The organism is Pantoea hericii, assembly GCF_014155795.1.
GTDB classification, from domain to species: Bacteria; Pseudomonadota; Gammaproteobacteria; order Enterobacterales; family Enterobacteriaceae; genus Pantoea; species Pantoea eucalypti.
Genome location: NZ_SCKV01000003.1, coordinates 454987 through 472027 on the forward strand (window position 1 = coordinate 454987; position 17041 = coordinate 472027).

Annotated in this window: 16 protein-coding genes; 6 read left to right on the forward strand and 10 right to left on the reverse strand. The window is 55.0% G+C overall.

Translation table 11 applies throughout. The features are described 5' to 3' along the window. Nucleotides 1–104: 104 nt before the first annotated feature. Nucleotides 105–500 (forward strand): 8-oxo-dGTP diphosphatase MutT, encoded by a 396-nt coding sequence (mutT, locus tag H7K52_RS09120; RefSeq protein WP_003854730.1) that lies wholly within the window; start codon nt 105–107, stop codon nt 498–500. 30 nt (nt 501–530) lie between these two features. Here mutT and yacG read toward each other — a convergent pair whose 3' ends face one another. The 3 genes from yacG to coaE are packed head-to-tail and all read right to left on the reverse strand — an operon-like array spanning nt 531 to nt 2093. Next, entirely contained in the window at nt 531–728 is a 198-nt protein-coding gene (yacG, locus tag H7K52_RS09125) for a DNA gyrase inhibitor YacG (protein ID WP_003854728.1), read from the reverse strand. 8 nt (nt 729–736) lie between these two features. Beyond that, complete coding sequence (gene zapD, locus H7K52_RS09130; RefSeq protein WP_182629955.1) at nt 737–1480, reverse strand: cell division protein ZapD; 744 nt, start codon at nt 1478–1480, stop codon at nt 737–739. A 4-nt stretch (nt 1481–1484) separates the two neighbouring features. Further along, the gene (gene coaE / locus H7K52_RS09135) at nt 1485–2093 is read right to left on the reverse strand and encodes a dephospho-CoA kinase (RefSeq protein WP_110411653.1); all 609 of its coding nucleotides are present in this window, start codon (nt 2091–2093) and stop codon (nt 1485–1487) included. Nucleotides 2094–2326: 233 nt separating this feature from the next. Between coaE and H7K52_RS09140 the strand changes: the two genes are divergently transcribed. Beyond that, nucleotides 2327–3367 carry a GMP reductase gene (locus H7K52_RS09140; protein ID WP_182629956.1) on the forward strand — a complete coding sequence of 347 codons (1041 nt, stop codon included), beginning with the start codon at nt 2327–2329 and terminating at the stop codon, nt 3365–3367. A 24-nt stretch (nt 3368–3391) separates the two neighbouring features. On the opposite strand, the gene hofC is transcribed toward H7K52_RS09140, so the two are convergent. The 4 genes from hofC to nadC form a co-directional block, all read right to left on the reverse strand. Then, nucleotides 3392–4591, reverse strand: a complete 1200-nt coding sequence (hofC, locus tag H7K52_RS09145; protein ID WP_182629957.1) for a protein transport protein HofC — start codon at nt 4589–4591, stop codon at nt 3392–3394. Then, complete coding sequence (gspE, locus tag H7K52_RS09150) at nt 4584–5969, reverse strand: type II secretion system protein GspE (protein WP_110411651.1); 1386 nt, start codon at nt 5967–5969, stop codon at nt 4584–4586. Before gspE ends, hofC begins: the two co-directional genes overlap by 8 nt. Beyond that, nucleotides 5956–6411, reverse strand: a complete 456-nt coding sequence (ppdD, locus tag H7K52_RS09155; RefSeq protein WP_003854719.1) for a prepilin peptidase-dependent pilin — start codon at nt 6409–6411, stop codon at nt 5956–5958. Before ppdD ends, gspE begins: the two co-directional genes overlap by 14 nt. A 174-nt stretch (nt 6412–6585) precedes the next feature. Continuing rightward, nucleotides 6586–7482 (reverse strand): carboxylating nicotinate-nucleotide diphosphorylase, encoded by an 897-nt coding sequence (gene nadC / locus H7K52_RS09160; RefSeq protein ID WP_003854718.1) that lies wholly within the window; start codon nt 7480–7482, stop codon nt 6586–6588. Nucleotides 7483–7679: 197 nt separating this feature from the next. On the opposite strand from nadC, the gene ampD reads away from it, so the two are divergent. Next, nucleotides 7680–8231: a 1,6-anhydro-N-acetylmuramyl-L-alanine amidase AmpD gene (ampD, locus tag H7K52_RS09165; RefSeq protein ID WP_008925586.1), complete on the forward strand. Its 552-nt coding sequence runs from the start codon at nt 7680–7682 to the stop codon at nt 8229–8231. Between the two features lie 16 nt (nt 8232–8247). Continuing rightward, a complete protein-coding gene (gene ampE, locus H7K52_RS09170; RefSeq protein ID WP_003854716.1) occupies nt 8248–9102 on the forward strand; it encodes a beta-lactamase regulator AmpE in 855 nt (284 codons plus the stop codon). On the opposite strand, the gene H7K52_RS09175 is transcribed toward ampE, so the two are convergent. From H7K52_RS09175 to aroP, 3 genes are all read right to left on the reverse strand, one after another. Continuing rightward, nucleotides 9084–10043, reverse strand: coding sequence for a glycoside hydrolase family 43 protein (locus H7K52_RS09175; protein ID WP_003854715.1), 960 nt, complete (start codon nt 10041–10043; stop codon nt 9084–9086). The genes ampE and H7K52_RS09175 overlap by 19 nt on opposite strands. Continuing rightward, entirely contained in the window at nt 10040–11452 is a 1413-nt protein-coding gene (locus H7K52_RS09180) for a glycoside-pentoside-hexuronide (GPH):cation symporter (protein ID WP_003854714.1), read from the reverse strand. Before H7K52_RS09180 ends, H7K52_RS09175 begins: the two co-directional genes overlap by 4 nt. Nucleotides 11453–11631: 179 nt before the next feature. Continuing rightward, complete coding sequence (gene aroP, locus H7K52_RS09185) at nt 11632–12987, reverse strand: aromatic amino acid transporter AroP (protein WP_182629958.1); 1356 nt, start codon at nt 12985–12987, stop codon at nt 11632–11634. Between the two features lie 514 nt (nt 12988–13501). On the opposite strand from aroP, the gene pdhR reads away from it, so the two are divergent. Continuing rightward, on the forward strand, nt 13502–14266 hold the full coding sequence (pdhR, locus tag H7K52_RS09190; RefSeq protein ID WP_008925589.1) for a pyruvate dehydrogenase complex transcriptional repressor PdhR: 765 nt from the start codon (nt 13502–13504) through the stop codon (nt 14264–14266). A 101-nt stretch (nt 14267–14367) separates the two neighbouring features. Next, complete coding sequence (gene aceE / locus H7K52_RS09195) at nt 14368–17034, forward strand: pyruvate dehydrogenase (acetyl-transferring), homodimeric type (protein WP_182629959.1); 2667 nt, start codon at nt 14368–14370, stop codon at nt 17032–17034. Nucleotides 17035–17041 lie beyond the last annotated feature (7 nt).

The window sequence follows — 17041 nt, forward strand, 5'->3', positions numbered from 1 at the left end:
TTGCCACTACGATGACTATGCCCATGCTGAGCTAAAGCGGTTAACTTCCGTTACGGCATGCTCTAAAATCAGCCTTCATTCACCATTACTACCGGATAGTCTTCATGAAGCACCTGCAGGTTGCAGTTGGCATCATTCGCAATGCCAATAAACAGATTTTCCTTGCCCAGCGCGCATCGACCTCTTATATGGCAAATAAGTGGGAGTTTCCTGGCGGTAAGATTGAAGCGGGCGAAAGCGCCGAACAGGGACTCATAAGGGAGCTCCAGGAAGAAACCGGGATCGATGTCACCGAGGCTCGCCCGATTGGTCATGCAGATCACAGCTATGACGATCTGCGCGTAACGCTGCACTTCTTTCTGGTTGAAGGGTGGAAAGGGGAGCCGTGGGGCAAAGAGGGGCAACCGCAGCGCTGGGTTGATCAGCATGCGCTGGTCGCGGAGGAGTTTCCGCCGGCGAATCATCAGCTGATTGCGCGTCTGGTCGCCGGCGAACTCTGAGTGGATGGGGCAGCGCGCCCCATCCTGTTATCAGCGCTCTTCTTCACTCCAGTTGTCACTGTCGTTCATATCGTCGCTGCTGGGAATGCGTTTCTCTTCTGCGGCCCACTCGCCTAAATCAATAAGCTGACAGCGCTTACTGCAAAAAGGGCGCCACGGGCTGAGCTCATCCCAGATGACATCTTTGCCGCACTGCGGACAGGAAACGGTCATGACTTCTTGCTGCATGTTTACCTCTAACAACAGGCCAACTGGAAGTTAAGGCGGGCCGGAACTTCACCGCGCTCACTATCAAATGGCATAAAACGAATGGCGTAGCGGCTTTTATGTCCGGACACCTGTGGATAGAGGGCATCGTCCAGCGATAACTGCAATCGCAGCAGATCGGCACCCTCGGCATTATCCTGATAAAAACCGTTCAGACTGGTCTGCATATGGAATGCGCCGGACTGGCGGATCAGATCCAGTACCATCGCCAGCGCATGGTGCAGGGGCTTGAGCGTCTGCATCCAGGCTTCGACCTGCGCATCGCGTGTTTCCTGCGGCAGATGGAGCCAGATGTGCAGGCCTGGCAAATCAAAGCTGCAGCATCCGCCGGGAATGCTGAGTCGCTGGCGCACCAGAGCAATCAGACGATCTTCGCGGAGCTGTTGCCCCATACGCGGGGCATTCATCAACTGCGTTGACTGAATTTTAAGTTTATCGTGCAGAGCATTTACCAGCGTCATGTCGACACCCGGCACATCAGCCCAGGCACGTAATTTTTGCTGCTGACGCTCCAGCTCTTTCAACAGTTCAGTCCGCATATCGCCGCGCTCGAAAATGTCGAGCAACTCGCCAATCAGGCGAAAAAAGGTCAGCGCATTAACGGTTTTATCCAGTGGCGTGGTTTCATCTAACTGATTAATCAAAAATTCAACCCGCAACCAGGTTCGCATTTTTTCATTCAGTGGGTGTTCAAACAGAACGGGTGTACTCATGGTATTAATCCTGTTTCGTTGCCGCCAGCCTGAGATAGCGCTGATGGAGTTCGGCAACCTGTGGCAGGGCGTCGTCGGGCTCGCCGCTGTTATCAATAATGTCATCGGCACAGGCGAGGCGTTGCTGGCGCGTGGCCTGTGCGGCAAGAATACGTTTCGCCTGTTCGACGGAAAGATGGTCACGCTGCTGAGTCCGCGCTAACTGCGTTGCCTCATCAACATCCACCACCAGTACCCGATCAGCCTGGTGCTGTAATTGATTTTCCACCAGTAATGGCACCACCCAGAGCACATAAGGTGAGGTGGCCTGGGCGATCAGCTGTCGCGTCCGGGCGTTTATCAGCGGATGAAGCAGTGCGTTTAACCAGCTTTTCTCTTCCGGCTTCTGGAAAATAATGTCGCGAAGCTGTTTACGATCAAGCATGCCCTGCTCCGTCACTATCGACGCGCCATAGCGCCCCTTTATAGCCTGCAAAGCGGGCGTGCCGGGTTCAACAACTTCACGGGCAATCAGGTCAGCATCGATAATGTCCACGCCAGACGCGGCGAATGCCTGGGCAATCGTACTCTTTCCACTGCCGATCCCCCCTGTAAGCGCGACGATATAGGGCATGTTTCTCACCTGACTTCTTTTACGACATGGGTTCAGGGTAATGATCTGACTAAAAAAGGCAAAAATGGGTGTCAGATCACACCGATAAATCACAACTAAATTTAACGGATTGTAGCGTAAATAAAGTGAAATTCGCAGTCTTGTCGCACAGCGAGAGGCGCGTATCATAACGCTACTGGAGCTGTGCTTACTTCGCGAACGACGATTCGTTGCCACTTACCAGGACACTATTTATGCGTATTGAAGAAGATCTGAAACTGGGCTTTAAAGATGTCTTAATCCGTCCCAAACGCTCCACGCTGCAAAGTCGCTCACAGGTTGAGCTGGAACGCAGCTTTACCTTCAGACATTCGGGCCTGAGCTGGAGCGGCGTACCCATCATCGCCGCCAATATGGATACCGTCGGCACATTTTCGATGGCCGAGGCGCTCGCCAGCTTCAATATCCTTACTGCAGTCCACAAACATTACAGCGTTGATGACTGGCTCGCGTTCATTCAGCGCGTGCCTGCGACATGCCTTAAAAATGTTATGGTCTCCACCGGCACTTCAGAGTCCGATCTCAGTAAACTGGTCGCCATTATGGCGCTGTCAGACGATCTGCAGTTTATCTGCATCGACGTGGCCAACGGTTACTCACAACATTTTGTCGATTTTCTGCAACGCGCGCGTGAAACTTTCCCCTCTAAAACAATCTGTGCCGGTAATGTCGTCACGGGCGAAATGGTGGAAGAGTTGATTCTTTCCGGTGCGGATATTGTCAAAGTGGGCATTGGCCCGGGTTCGGTCTGCACAACCCGGGTAAAAACCGGTGTAGGTTATCCGCAGCTTTCTGCCGTTATCGAGTGTGCTGATGCGGCGCATGGTTTAAGCGGACAGATTGTCAGTGATGGCGGTTGTTCAGTGCCGGGGGATATCGCCAAAGCCTTTGGCGGCGGTGCTGACTTCGTGATGCTGGGTGGCATGCTGGCGGCACATGATGAGTGTGAAGGGCAGGTTGTTGAAGAGAATGGCGAAAAATCCATGCTCTTTTATGGCATGAGTTCCGAATCGGCGATGAAGCGTCACGTTGGTGGTGTTGCGCAGTACCGTGCGGCAGAAGGCAAAACGGTCAAGCTGCCCTTAAGAGGTCCGGTGGCGGAGACAGCACGCGATATCCTGGGTGGGCTGCGTTCCGCCTGCACTTACGTAGGGGCCGAGCGCCTGAAAGAGCTGACCAAACGCACGACCTTTATTCGGGTTAACGAGCAGGAGAACCGGGTTTTCAACCGATAGCCATCCGGGGCGCAGCGTGCGCCCCTAATGCATCGCATCACCCAGCCCGAAGACCGGCAGATACATGGCAATCACCAGTGTGCCAACAATGCCGCCAATCACCATCATCATCATCGGTTCCAGCGAAGCCGCCAGTGTGTCAGCGCGCTCTCGCGTTTCGGCCTCATGCCATTCAGCCAGACGTGCCAGCATCAAATCCAGGGCGCCCGCCTCCTCACCGACGCGAATCAGCTGACCACATAATGGCGTGAACAACGGATGCTGCATCAGCGCCTGATGCAGAGGACTTCCCTCAGCAATATGTTGCTGCAGTCCGGCTATCGCGTCCCGCCAGAGCAATGAGGAGAATGTTACCTTAACGGCGGATAGCCCCTGTAACAGCGTTAACCCGGCGCTCTGTGTGAGATGCAGAATGGTATAGATCTGCGTCAGTTGTGTGCCGCGCCACAATCCGGAAAGCAGCGGGATGCGCAGGAAAAATGCCTGCTCACGGCGTTGCCAGCCCTCAGAGCGTCGTCGCAGCTGATGCCATCCAGTCAGCATCAGCGAAATACCCAGGGCCAGCACGCCTCCCCATTCCTGAAGCGCGGCAGATAACTGCATTACCGCTGCGGTAAAGGCGGGCAGGGGCGCATCAAAGGCGTCATAAACCGCAACGAACTCCGGCAGCACGAACAGCAGCATGCCGCAGGTGACAGCCATCGCCACCAGCAGAATAAAAAGAGGATAGCGCAGCGCTTTACCCACCTGATGCCATAACTGCTGCTGGCGGATCTGCTGCTGAGCCAGTTCGCTGCAACAGACATCCAGCTGACCGGTGAGCTCACCTACCTCCATCAGGGACGGATAGAGTGCCGGAAAGATCTGCGGCCATTCACGCAAAGCCTGTGAAAAAGGCGCACCGCTGAGTACCCGATGATGCAGAGCTAGCATCAGGGCCCGCCAGCCAGCATGCGGCTGCCCCTCCGCCAGCAAAACCAGACTCTCTGCCAGCGGCAGGCCCGCTTTGAGCAAGGTGGCCAGCTGGCGAATGAGATCGGTTTTGTGCTGCCACTTCCAGTCCCTCGGACGCCAGACTTTTTCACGCTTCCAGCTCACCGGCAAAAGATCACGCTGCGCCAGCATCAGCAGCAGATTGTCACTGTCGATAGCCAGTAGCTGACCGCTGAGTAACTGACCCTGACTGTCGACCGCCTGCCAGCTGAATAAAGAGGCATTAGCCATCGTCCAGCCCAATCACCCGTTGCATCTCCTCCAGGGAGGTATCGCCCCGACTTACCGCCTCTAAACCGGAAACCAGCAGGGTGCGCAATCCCTGCTGTTTCGCCAGATTCAGCAGATTCTCCAGCGGCATCTCGGCGGCGATCGCATTTTGCAGTCTGGCATTAATGGGCAGTAGTTCAAACAGCGCCAGCCGGCCAAAATAGCCGGAAAAGCAGTGGTCGCAGCCTGGGGCACGCCAGGTTTGCAGGGTGCCAGGCCAGAGTTCCGGAGGATAGTGTGCCACTGCCTGAGCAGGCTGACGGCAGTGAGGGCAGAGGCGTCTGACCAGACGCTGAGCAACGATCAATTTCAGTGCTGACCCAAGCAGATAACCGGGAATTCCCATCTGTCGAAGCCGGGTCAGCGTCTCGGCGGTGGAGTTAGTGTGCAGCGTGGAAAGGACCAGATGTCCGGTTTGTGCTGCTTTAACCGCAATCTCTGCCGTTTCGGCATCGCGAATTTCGCCCACCATGATGACGTCGGGATCCTGTCTCAGCAGCGCCCGCAGCACGCGGTTAAAATCGAGCCCGTTTTTAGCATGGATCTGCGTCTGATTGATGCCCGGCAGTGGGATCTCAATCGGATCCTCAACGCTGCAGAGATTTTTTTCAGGTTTATTCAGCGCGCTAAGTCCGCTGTAGAGCGTGAATGTCTTGCCGCTGCCGGTGGGGCCCGTCACCAGAATCAATCCCTGCGGCTGGGCCAGCGCAGCGCAGAACAGACGTAGCTGCGCAGTGGGTAAACCGAGCTTATCCAGTGACAGCGCCGCGCTTTCACTCTGCAATAGTCTGACTACGGCTTTCTCCCCGCCGTAGATGGGCAACGTGGCCAGACGAAACGAGGCGGGTTTACCGGCGATCTCCATGCTGAACTGACCATCCTGTGGTAACCGTCGTTCGGCGATATCCAGCCCGCCGAGAATCTTCAGTCGTGCCAGCAGCGCCGCAGGTTGAGTGGCAGGTAATGAAGAGAGCGGATGCAGTACGCCATCAATGCGCAGTCGCACGCGTAAACCTTCGCGGCAGGGTTCGATATGCACATCGGAGGCGCGGCGTTCGAGTGCCTGACGCAGGATCAGCTGTGTTGCCTCAATCGCTGATTCTGCAGGCGCCTCTTCACGCGCCACCAGCGGTGTGTCGGCATGCCGAAGCTGATCGAGCCGGGCCTGCGGCCAGCATTCGATCTCAATCTTACACTGGCTGGCAAAATGAAGCGCTTCAGACAGTCCGGGCGGCACGCTTTCTGCGACGGCCACACGCAGCTGACTGGCATCATGGTGTAACACCAGGGCGCGATAGCGCTGACATAAAGCCGCGATCGCTTCATCAGGCTTGTTCATCGCTGGCCCCTTTATCCGCAAAGCGGAACTGATCCTGACAATTGTCGCGCAGGCTATTGTTGCTACTGGTGCAACTGCGTTGCCATCTGATGCCGCCATCCGTGCTGTCCCAGACCGGCAGCATTTCAACGCTCAGGCCATTGAGACTTTCCTGGCCAGTCAATGCAATCACACCGTTGGTCACGCTCAGTGCCGAGACGTAGCGCGATCCTCTGGCTGCCGGAATGCCCGCTTCTCCTGCATGACACTGGGTTGGGCCACCACGCTCCATGGCGCAGAGCTCTACCGCAGTTTTAAACGGCACCATTGTTTGCAACATGTCGGTGAGGGCAGCGCGCTGCAGATAATTTTGATAAGCGGGCAAGCCGATGGCACTTAAGATCGCCACAATACCGACCACAATCATCAATTCAACCAGCGTAAATCCACGTTGATGATTCATCACATCGTCTCCTGATTAAGAAGGCGACAGGTTAAAAATCAGTAGCAGTAAAAGACAGTCAGAGAGGGGAAAACTGGAAAGTGTGGTGTGAACAGATTTCAGGATTGCAGCGCAGTCGAAACTGCGCCGGAAGCGGGGTCGCAAAATCGCCGGGCCGGGTTACGGTAGCGCAGGCTACTTTTGTTTGAAACGCATCGAGAGATCCAGCGCCCGCACATGCTTGGTCAGTGCGCCAACAGAGACATAGTCCACGCCGGTCAGAGCGATCTGTGGCAGGGTTGTTTCGGTAACGTTACCGGAGACTTCCAGCAGCGTCCTTCCCTGGTTGAGTTCGACAGCTTCACGCATCGCTTCCAGGGTGAAGTTATCCAGCATCACAATATCGGCTTCGGCTTCCAGCGCCTGACGCAACTCCTCCAGTGATTCCACTTCAACTTCAACCGGCACATCGGGTTGCAGCCATTGCGCTCTTTCCACTGCCTGCGCAATCGAGCCGCTGGCAATAATATGGTTCTCTTTAATCAGGTAGGCATCTGAGAGACCCAGGCGATGATTGCTGCCACCGCCACAGAGCACGGCATATTTAAGCGCGGTCCGCAATCCGGGCAGGGTTTTACGCGTGTCCAGCAGCTGTGTCTGGCTTCCCGCCAGCAGTGCGACATAGCGGCTGACTTCGGTGGCAACGCCCGAGAGTGTTTGCACAAAATTAAGCGCGGTACGCTCCGCAGTCAGCAGCAGTCGGGCAGGACCCTCGATTTCAAACAGCAGCTGGTCTGCCTCGATCTGATCACCATCTTCGACATGCCAGCTCAGTGTCGCGTGCGAGCCGAGTTGAATGAAGACTTCTTCCACCCAGCGTTTACCACAGAAAACACCCGCTTCACGGGTAATGACCTGCGCATGAGCCTGGATATCGGCAGGTAACAACTGGGCAGTAATATCCCGGTCAGCGTCGATCTCTCCACCAAGATCCTCTTTTAACGCCAGTGCAACCGCATCCGGGATGTCACTTTCAATGCGTTTGATGAGTGCCTGACGGCGGCTGTCAGGATCATAACCACGAGATGACATAGGTGTTTTACTCCAGAACGAGAAATGACAGAGGGTGACACAATAGCCTGAACCGCCATCAGGTTCCAGCAACGAATCGTATTTTGTTTAGTATCCTTAACACGCAGCGTTGTCATGTGACCCAACCGGCACACTAAGAGGCAAGAATCCTTTATTATTCATGCTATTCTCAGCCAGCTGAAACAAGGAAAATGGGTATGAAAATCGAACAGGGCTGGCTGACCGGAGCGCGTCACGTGCCGTCAACGCATTGCAATGAACGGCCAGACAATGAAGCGCCTTCACTGCTGGTGATTCACAATATCAGCCTGCCACCCGGTGAATTTGGCGGGCCGTGGATCGACAAGCTGTTCACCGGCACACTTCCGCCGGATGCTCATCCCTATTTTGCGGATATCGCCGCGCTGAAAGTCGCGGCACACTGCCTGATTCGTCGTGACGGGGAGATCGTGCAGTATGTCCCTTTTCATAAACGTGCCTGGCATGCAGGCATTTCGCAGTTTGAAGGACGTGAAAACTGCAACGACTTTTCTATAGGGATTGAGCTGGAAGGAACAGACAGTGAGCCCTATAGCGAAGCGCAATATCGGGCCCTGCAGCAGGTAACCCTGTTGCTGCTGCAGCATTACCCGTTAACGCCTTCACGTATCACGGGGCACAGTGACATCGCGCCGGTACGAAAGACCGATCCCGGACCTGCTTTTGACTGGGACTACTACAAACAGCTGTTAACGCAGCAAAAATCCTGATTTTTGCGGAGTCAGTATGACGTTGTTTACCTTGTTGTTGGTTTTAGGCTGGGAGCGCCTGTTTAAACTGGGCGAGCACTGGCAGCTCGAACACCGGCTGGAGCCGATTTTTCGGCATCGCCGACATTTCTCCATGATGCGTACTCTGCTAATGACTGTGCTGGCGATGGCGCTGACTGCGCTGGTCATCTGGGCGCTGAAAGGGCTGCTGTTTGGTATACTGCAATTACTGTTCTGGATCGTCGCCGGCTTGCTCTGCATCGGTGCCGGTTCGGTGCGTCAGCACTACCATAGCTATCTGAAAGCAGCCAGTCATGACGACGACGCGGCGCATCAGGCGATGGCGGCTGAGTTGACGCTGATTCATGGCGTGCCGGTAGAATGCAGCGAACGCGAGTTCCTGCGTGAACTGCAGAATGCACTGATCTGGATAAACTTCCGCTTCTACCTTGCGCCGATGTTCTGGCTGGTGGTGGGAGGGCCGTGGGGTCCGGTGCTGCTGGTGGGTTATGCGTTTCTGCGAGCCTGGCAAGGCTGGCTGGCAAAACATGGTACACCGATGGCGCGTTCGCAGTCTGGCGTGGATGCGATACTGCATCTTCTCGACTGGATCCCGGTGCGGCTGGCGGGGGTGGCTTACGCGCTGCTGGGCCACGGCGAAAAAGCGCTGCCTGCGTGGTTTGCTTCGCTGACTGATCGTCACCGTTCTCAGTATCAGGTGCTGACGACGCTGGCGCAGTTCTCCCTGTCACGCGATCCGCACACCGATAAAGTAGAAACGCCACGGGTTGCCGTGGCGTTAGCGAAACGCACTTCACTGGTGCTGGTGGTTGCCGTTGCGTTGCTGACGATTTACGGCACGCTGGTGTAATCGGCAGGTGGCACGCCAAAATCGGGCGTGCCATCTTCCCGCCAGCTGAAATATTTCAGTCGGGTGTGGCGGTTCGGATCCCACAACGGATCGCCCTCAATTTCAGTGTAGTTACGCGCGTGATAAACCAGCACGTCGCGTCCCGCCTCATCCTGGGTAAAACTGTTGTGGCCTGGCCCATACTGATGGTTGTCCCAGCTGGATACAAAGACCGGGCGTGCCGATTTTTGCCAGGCGGTGACATCAAGCGGATCGGCATCAGCGGCAATCGACAGTATCCCCAGACAGTAATTTTCATCGGTAGCGCTGGCGGAGTAGGTCACGAACAGCCGATCGCTGTGACGAATCACCGCCGGACCTTCGTTCACGCTAAACCCTGCGCACTCCCACTCATATTCTGGCCGACTCAGCATCACCGGTGTACCTTTCAGCGTCCAGGGATTCAGCAGCTCAGCCAGGTAGAGATTAGAGTTGCCGGGAATCACGGGATCTTTTTGCGCCCAGAGATACCAGTTTTTGCCCTGATGTACGAAGTGCGTGGCATCCAGAGAGAAGCTGTCGAGCTGGCTGAAAACCCGGCGGCAGGGCTGCCATTCGCCCTGCAATGGATCTGCCGCCTCACACACCAGCGCATACATCCGGTGCTGAAACAGTCCCTCTTTGATCTCCCGCGTCGGCGCTGCTGCGAAATAGATAACCCACTGGCCGTCAATGTAGTGCAATTCGGGTGCCCAGATTAACTCGCTACAGGGGCCGCTATCAGGCTTGCGCCAGACCACGACCGGCTCGGCGCTGCGCAGGCCAGCCAGCGTTGTGGCGCGTCGGATCTCCAGCCGGTCATACTCCGGTACTGATGCCACAAAGTAGTAGTGCTGTTCATGGCGAAGGATAAAGGGGTCGGCGCGCTGCTCAATAAAAGGATTCGGCAGGATTGCAGTCATTTAACATCTCCGGTTGGCGTAGCAGCACCGTCGCGCAGGCGAACAGCGTGTAACTCGTGGAAGTTTTCGCGGCGCAGCGCGAGATCCTGCTGGATGGTAATCATCATTTTGCGGTCGACCTTCATCAGCCGCACCACGCCGGCGGTAATCAGATAGCCGACGCCCGGAATGATGGTGAAGAGCAGCATGATGCCGTTAATCGCCTCGGGAGACTGCTGTTTAGCACCCGCATTGTAGCCATAGATCGACAGCAGAAAGCCGACCATTGCACCGGCCACTGCCAGTCCCACCTTGAGGAAGAACAGGTTGCCGGAGAAGCTGATGCCGGTGATGCGCTTGCCGGTTTTCCACTCGCCGTAGTCATCCACATCCGCCATCAGCGACCAGTGCAGCGGAGAAGGGATCTGATGCAGGATATTCAGCACAAAGTAAGCCACTACGACCATCACCGTGGCGTGAGGATCGATCCAGTAAAAGCCGCAGGAGAAGAGCGCCAATGCGATATTGGTCCAGAAGAAGACTTTGAGTTTGCACCAGCGATCGGTGAGCAGTTTCGCCAGCGTGCTGCCGAACATCATGCCAATCACGCCCAGGCTGATAAACAGCGTGGCGAAGTGCGTGGACTGACCCATGACCCAGGTGACGTAATACATGGTGGCTGCCATGCGGATGAAGCCAGGACAGACGTTACAGAAGGTCAGCAGCAGAATGCGCACCCACTGGTCATTCTTCCAGACGTCACGCAGATCTTTTTTCAGGTCATCATTGCTCGGTACAGCAGGGCGGATACGTTCACGAACCGTGGCAAAGCAGAACAGAAACATCGCCAGACCAATCGTGGCCAGCACCGCCATCGCCATCTGGTAGCCGCGCGCTTTATCTTCCCCACCAAACCACTCCGCCATCGGCAGCAGCGACAGAGAAAGTATCAGCGTGGCGATACCGACCATGACAAAACGGTAGGACTGGCAGGAGACGCGTTCACCAGGATCGTTGGTAATCACGCCACCCAGCGAGCAGTAAGGAATATTAATCGCGGTATACGTCAGTGACATCAGGAAGTAGGTGACGAACGCCCAGATGACCTTGTTGTGATAGGTCCAGTCTGGTGTGGTGAACATCAGAACGCTGAAGACCACATAGGGAACGGAAACCCACAGCAGCCAGGGACGAAAACGGCCCCAGCGACTCTGGGTGCGATCGGCGATGGCGCCCATAATCGGATCGGTAACCGCATCCAGCACCCTGACCGAAAGCAGCAGGGTTCCCACCAGCGCCGGAGCAAGGCCGAAAACATCGGTATAGAAGTAGTTCAGGAACAGCATGATGGCACCGCCAATCATGTTGCATCCGGCATCACCCATGCCATATCCCAGTTTTTCCCGAAACGGGAGAGCTGTACCTTTCATGGTTTATTCCTGCGCATCCAGTGTGAACAGGAAGTATTGTCAGGAAATCAGTGAGATGAACGGGAGAAATTCGTCATGAAGATGGACAAAACAGGTGCGGGAAGAGAAGTGTGAGCTGGATCGGGCATCAGAGGTACGTGCTGCAACCTCCCTGAGAGGTCGCAGCACGTAGTAGAGCATCAGGCTTTCTGCGTCTGGTTTTTAATAAAGTAACCAATACCCAGAATGACCAGCCAGACCGGGATCAGCCAGACGGAGATCGCCATGCCCGGCGTGGTCGCCATCAGTACCAGAATCCCTGCCAGGAAGATCAGGCAAATCCAGTTACCTGCCGGATAGAGCAGCGCTTTAAAGCGGGTTGTGACGCCCTGCTGATCTTTCTTACGACGGAACTTGAGGTGCGCCAGGCTGATCATCGCCCAGTTGATGACCAGTGCAGAGACCACCAGCGACATCAGCAGGCCAAACGCTTCGCCCGGCATCAGGTAGTTGATCAGCACACACAGCGCAGTAGCCACAGCAGAGACCAGAATCGTTAACACCGGTACACCGCGGCGATCGACTTTCAGCAGTGCTTTCGGCGCATTGCCCTGCTGTGCCAGACCAAACAGCATGCGGCTGTTACAGTAAACGCAGCTGTTATAGACCGACAGGGCAGCCGTCAGGATCACCACGTTAAGCGCATTCGCCACCATGGCATCGCCCAGTTCGTGGAAGATAAAGACGAACGGGCTGACTTCTGAGGTGACGCGGGTCCACGGCATCAGTGACAGCAGGACCGCCAGCGAACCAATGTAGAAAATCAGGATACGCCACAGCACCTGGTTGGTCGCTTTTGGAATGCTCACTTCCGGGTTATCCGCTTCAGCTGCGGTGATACCCACCAGCTCCAGACCCCCGAATGAGAACATGATAATCGCCATGACGGTGACCAGGCCGGCAATGCCATGCGGGAAGAAGCCGCCCTGTTCCCACAGGTTGCGTACTGTCGCCTGCGGACCGGCATGACCACTGAACAGCAGCCAGCCGCCGAACAGGATCATGCCAATGACCGCAACCACTTTAATGATGGCGAACCAGAACTCCATCTCACCAAACACTTTCACGTTGGTCAGGTTGATAGCATTGATCATCACGAAGAAGAGGGCAGCCGACGCCCAGGTCGGAAAGTCAGGCCACCAGAACTGGACATATTTGCCGACGGCTGTGAGTTCTGCCATGGCAACCAGCACATAGAGCACCCAGTAGTTCCAGCCCGAAGCAAAACCCGCAAAGTTGCCCCAGTATTTATAGGCAAAGTGGCTGAAGCTGCCAGCAACCGGCTCTTCCACGACCATCTCACCTAACTGGCGCATGATTAAAAAGGCAATAAAACCGGCAATCGCATAGCCCAGAATAACGGCCGGTCCGGCGGATTCAATGACCGATGCACTGCCCAGAAACAGGCCGGTTCCCACTGCACCACCCAGCGCGATGAGCTGAATATGGCGGTTCTTAAGACCACGTTTCAGCGCTTCGCCTTGCTGCTGTTCCATACAAACCTCGTGATGTTTTTATTCTTCGTTCGCAGCGCAATCCGCTGTAATGAAGGAGTTACAATAACGTATTGATTATTTTACGGTATCTGGCGTGCTGAATGCGGCCATTTGCTACCCTGGCGACAAGAATAGTGATAAGCGATTCGCTTTGCACCTGCTTTCGCCTTTCGTGCTGAGACTTGACTGAAAAAACGCCGTCCTGGTCACGTCTGCCTGTCGAAACTTCTGCCATGAAATTCGGGTAATGACGAATAGCTTTCACTTATGGCTGCCGCACTCATCAGGCGCTAAGCAGGTGTAAGGTTTGGTAAAAGTGCAATTGTTTAACATTTGCCGTAGCGGATTTTTTCATTTTTTTAACCGCGAGTTAGCGCCAGGACAGGCTTTAAGGCGAGGTGAATGTCGCAGACACCATATAGACACAAGGTGAATACTTTGTTACTTTACCGGCACCTCATTGCAATTGGTATTACCAATTTACTCCGGACGCCTGGCTTAATAAGAAGGGATGATGGCTTACAGTAAGATTCGCCAACCTAAGCTCTCCGATGCTATCGAGCAACAGCTCGAATCCCTGATTATGGAAGGCACGTTGCGTCCGGGAGAGAAGCTGTTGCCTGAGCGCGAACTCGCCAAACAATTCGATGTCTCACGTCCGTCTCTCCGCGAAGCGATCCAGCGCTTAGAAGCGAAAGGATTATTGCTGCGCCGACAGGGTGGCGGAACGTTCGTGCAGGAGAATCTCTGGCAAAGCTTAAGCGATCCACTCGTTGAGCTGCTCGCCGGCCATCCGGAATCCCAGTTTGATCTGCTGGAAACGCGCCATGCCTTAGAGGGCATTGCCGCCTATTACGCGGCACTGCGCGGCACAGAGGAAGACCTGCGGCGCATTCGCGACTGCCATCTGAATATCCAGCAGGCGCAGGACAGCGGCGATTTAGACGCCGAAGCGGACGCAGTGATGCAGTATCAGATCGCTGTCACAGAAGCAGCCCATAATGTCGTGCTTTTACATTTGCTACGCTCAATGGGCCCTATGCTGGAACAAAACGTTCGTCAGAATTTCGAATTGCTCTACTCGCGCCGGGAAATGCTGGCAAAAGTGAGCGGTCACCGCGCCAGAATCTTTGAGGCGATTGTGGCCCGTGAGCCAGAAAAAGCGCGCGAGGCTTCACACCGTCACCTGGCGTTCATAGAGGAAATCTTGCTGGACAGAAGTCGGGAGCAGAGCCGTCGAGAACGCTCCCTGCGTCGTTTACAGCAACGTAAGGAATGACGTGCGACAAAGATCGTACTGATATCAGACGAGCCTGCCTGCATCTGCTTTAACAGGCTCCCGATTATTCAACGTATTAGACACAGATAAGGAACACACCCATGTCAGAACGTTTACACAATGACGTGGATCCGATTGAAACTCGTGACTGGCTACAGGCGATCGAATCGGTCATCCGTGAAGAAGGTGTTGAACGTGCACAGTATCTGATTGATCAGGTACTGGGTGCAGCCCGCAAAGGCGGCGTAAACGTGGCTGCAGGATCTTCTGCAATCAGCAACTACATCAACTCTATTGCCGTTGAAGATGAACCCGATTATCCGGGCAACACCTCTCTTGAACGTCGTATCCGTTCCGCAATCCGCTGGAACGCCATCATGTCGGTGCTGCGCGCATCGAAGAAAGATCTGGAACTGGGTGGCCACATGTCCTCCTTCCAGTCTTCTGCGACGATTTATGAAGTGTGCTTTAACCACTTCTTCCGCGCGCGCAGTGAGAAGGATGGCGGCGATCTGGTCTATTTCCAGGGCCACATCTCTCCGGGTATCTATGCGCGTGCGTTCCTTGAAGGCCGCCTGACCGAAGAGCAGATGAACAATTTCCGTCAGGAAGTTGACGGTAAAGGCCTCTCTTCTTATCCGCATCCGAAATTGATGCCGGAATTCTGGCAGTTCCCGACCGTATCAATGGGCCTGGGTCCATTGTCAGCGATTTATCAGGCGAAGTTCCTGAAATATCTGGAACACCGTGGCCTGAAAGATACCTCTGCGCAGACCGTTTACGCCTTCCTGGGTGACGGCGAGATGGATGAGCCAGAATCTAAAGGTGCGATCACCATCGCCACCCGTGAAAAACTGGATAACCTGGTCTTCATCATCAACTGCAACCTGCAGCGTCTGGATGGCCCGGTAACCGGTAATGGCAAAATCATCAACGAGCTGGAAGGCATCTTTGCCGGTGCTGGCTGGGAAGTGATCAAGGTCATCTGGGGCGGTCGCTGGGATGAGCTGCTGCGCAAAGATACCAGTGGCAAGCTGATTCAGCTGATGAACGAAACGGTCGACGGTGACTACCAGACCTTTAAATCCCGCGATGGTGCCTATGTGCGTGAGCACTTCTTTGGCAAATATCCGGAAACCGCCGCGCTGGTTAAAGATATGTCCGATGATGAAATCTGGGCATTGAACCGTGGCGGCCACGATCCGAAGAAAATCTACGCGGCACTGAAAAAAGCGCAGGACACCAAAGGCAAGCCAGTATTGATCCTGGCGCATACCATCAAAGGTTATGGTATGGGCGACACCGCGGAAGGCAAAAATATTGCTCACCAGGTGAAGAAGATGAACATGGATGGCGTGCGCTATATCCGTGATCGCTTCAACGTGCCGGTTGCTGATGACAAAATCGAATCACTGCCGTACGTGACCTTCGAAAAAGGCTCAGAAGAGCATGCTTATCTGCATGGTCAGCGCGAGAAGTTAGGCGGCTACCTGCCAACGCGTCAGCCGAAGTTCACTGAAAAGCTGGAAATGCCAGCACTCGAAGAGTTCAGTGCGCTGCTGGAAGAGCAGAACAAAGAGATCTCGACCACCATCGCCTTTGTGCGTGCCCTGAATGTGATGCTGAAGAACAAGTCGATCAAAGATCGTCTGGTTCCAATCCTCGCCGATGAAGCGCGTACCTTTGGTATGGAAGGTCTGTTCCGTCAGATCGGTATCTACAGCCCGAACGGTCAGCAGTACACCCCGCAGGACCGCGAGCAGGTTGCATACTATAAAGAAGACGAGAAAGGCCAGATTCTGCAGGAAGGGATCAACGAGCTGGGCGCAGGTTCTTCCTGGCTGGCTGCGGCGACCTCTTACAGCACCAACAACCTGCCGATGATCCCGTTCTACATCTATTACTCGATGTTCGGCTTCCAGCGTATCGGCGATCTGATGTGGCTGGCGGGCGACCAACAGGCGCGCGGCTTCCTGGTCGGCGGCACCTCGGGTCGTACTACCCTGAACGGCGAAGGTCTGCAGCATGAAGATGGTCACAGCCACATTCAGTCTCTGACTATCCCGAATTGTATCTCTTACGATCCTTCATACGCTTATGAAGTGGCTGTCATCATGCATGACGGTCTGGTGCGTATGTATGGCGAAGCGCAGGAGAACGTGTACTACTACATCACCACGCTGAACGAAAACTACCATATGCCAGCCATGCCGAAGGGCGCGGAAGAGGGTATCCGTAAGGGTATCTACAAGCTGGAAACGGTAGAGGGCAGCAAAGGTAAAGTACAGCTGCTGGGCTCAGGTTCTATCCTGCGTCACGTTCGTGAAGCCGCCCAGATTCTGGCGAAAGATTACGGTATCGGCTCTAATGTCTACAGCGTCACCTCGTTCACCGAACTGGCACGTGACGGCCAGGATTGTGAGCGCTGGAACATGCTGCATCCGACTGAAGAAGCGCGCGTACCTTACATCGCTCAGGTGATGAATGACGCACCTGCTGTTGCTTCAACCGACTACATGAAACTGTTCGCTGAGCAGGTTCGTAGCTATGTCCCAGCCAGCGATTATCGCGTACTGGGTACCGATGGCTTTGGTCGCTCTGACAGCCGTGAGAATCTGCGTCATCACTTTGAAGTTGATGCATCTTATGTGGTGGTTGCCGCGCTGGGTGAGCTGGCTAAACGCGGCGAGATCGAGAAGAAAGTGGTGGCTGACGCTATCACCAAATTCAATATCGATGCCGATAAAGTTAACCCGCGTCTGGCTTAAGAGGTAA

Excerpts from the sequence above, each read along its gene's own strand:
- mutT (WP_003854730.1), top strand. The coding sequence starts at position 105 with ATGAAGCACCTGCAGGTTGCAGTTGGCATCATTCGCAATGCCAATAAA.
- yacG (WP_003854728.1), bottom strand. The coding sequence starts at position 728 with ATGCAGCAAGAAGTCATGACCGTTTCCTGTCCGCAGTGCGGCAAAGAT.
- zapD (WP_182629955.1), bottom strand. The coding sequence starts at position 1,480 with ATGAGTACACCCGTTCTGTTTGAACACCCACTGAATGAAAAAATGCGA.
- coaE (WP_110411653.1), bottom strand. The coding sequence starts at position 2,093 with ATGCCCTATATCGTCGCGCTTACAGGGGGGATCGGCAGTGGAAAGAGT.
- H7K52_RS09140 (WP_182629956.1), top strand. The coding sequence starts at position 2,327 with ATGCGTATTGAAGAAGATCTGAAACTGGGCTTTAAAGATGTCTTAATC.
- hofC (WP_182629957.1), bottom strand. The coding sequence starts at position 4,591 with ATGGCTAATGCCTCTTTATTCAGCTGGCAGGCGGTCGACAGTCAGGGT.
- gspE (WP_110411651.1), bottom strand. The coding sequence starts at position 5,969 with ATGAACAAGCCTGATGAAGCGATCGCGGCTTTATGTCAGCGCTATCGC.
- ppdD (WP_003854719.1), bottom strand. The coding sequence starts at position 6,411 with ATGAATCATCAACGTGGATTTACGCTGGTTGAATTGATGATTGTGGTC.
- nadC (WP_003854718.1), bottom strand. The coding sequence starts at position 7,482 with ATGTCATCTCGTGGTTATGATCCTGACAGCCGCCGTCAGGCACTCATC.
- ampD (WP_008925586.1), top strand. The coding sequence starts at position 7,680 with ATGAAAATCGAACAGGGCTGGCTGACCGGAGCGCGTCACGTGCCGTCA.
- ampE (WP_003854716.1), top strand. The coding sequence starts at position 8,248 with ATGACGTTGTTTACCTTGTTGTTGGTTTTAGGCTGGGAGCGCCTGTTT.
- H7K52_RS09175 (WP_003854715.1), bottom strand. The coding sequence starts at position 10,043 with ATGACTGCAATCCTGCCGAATCCTTTTATTGAGCAGCGCGCCGACCCC.
- H7K52_RS09180 (WP_003854714.1), bottom strand. The coding sequence starts at position 11,452 with ATGAAAGGTACAGCTCTCCCGTTTCGGGAAAAACTGGGATATGGCATG.
- aroP (WP_182629958.1), bottom strand. The coding sequence starts at position 12,987 with ATGGAACAGCAGCAAGGCGAAGCGCTGAAACGTGGTCTTAAGAACCGC.
- pdhR (WP_008925589.1), top strand. The coding sequence starts at position 13,502 with ATGGCTTACAGTAAGATTCGCCAACCTAAGCTCTCCGATGCTATCGAG.
- aceE (WP_182629959.1), top strand. The coding sequence starts at position 14,368 with ATGTCAGAACGTTTACACAATGACGTGGATCCGATTGAAACTCGTGAC.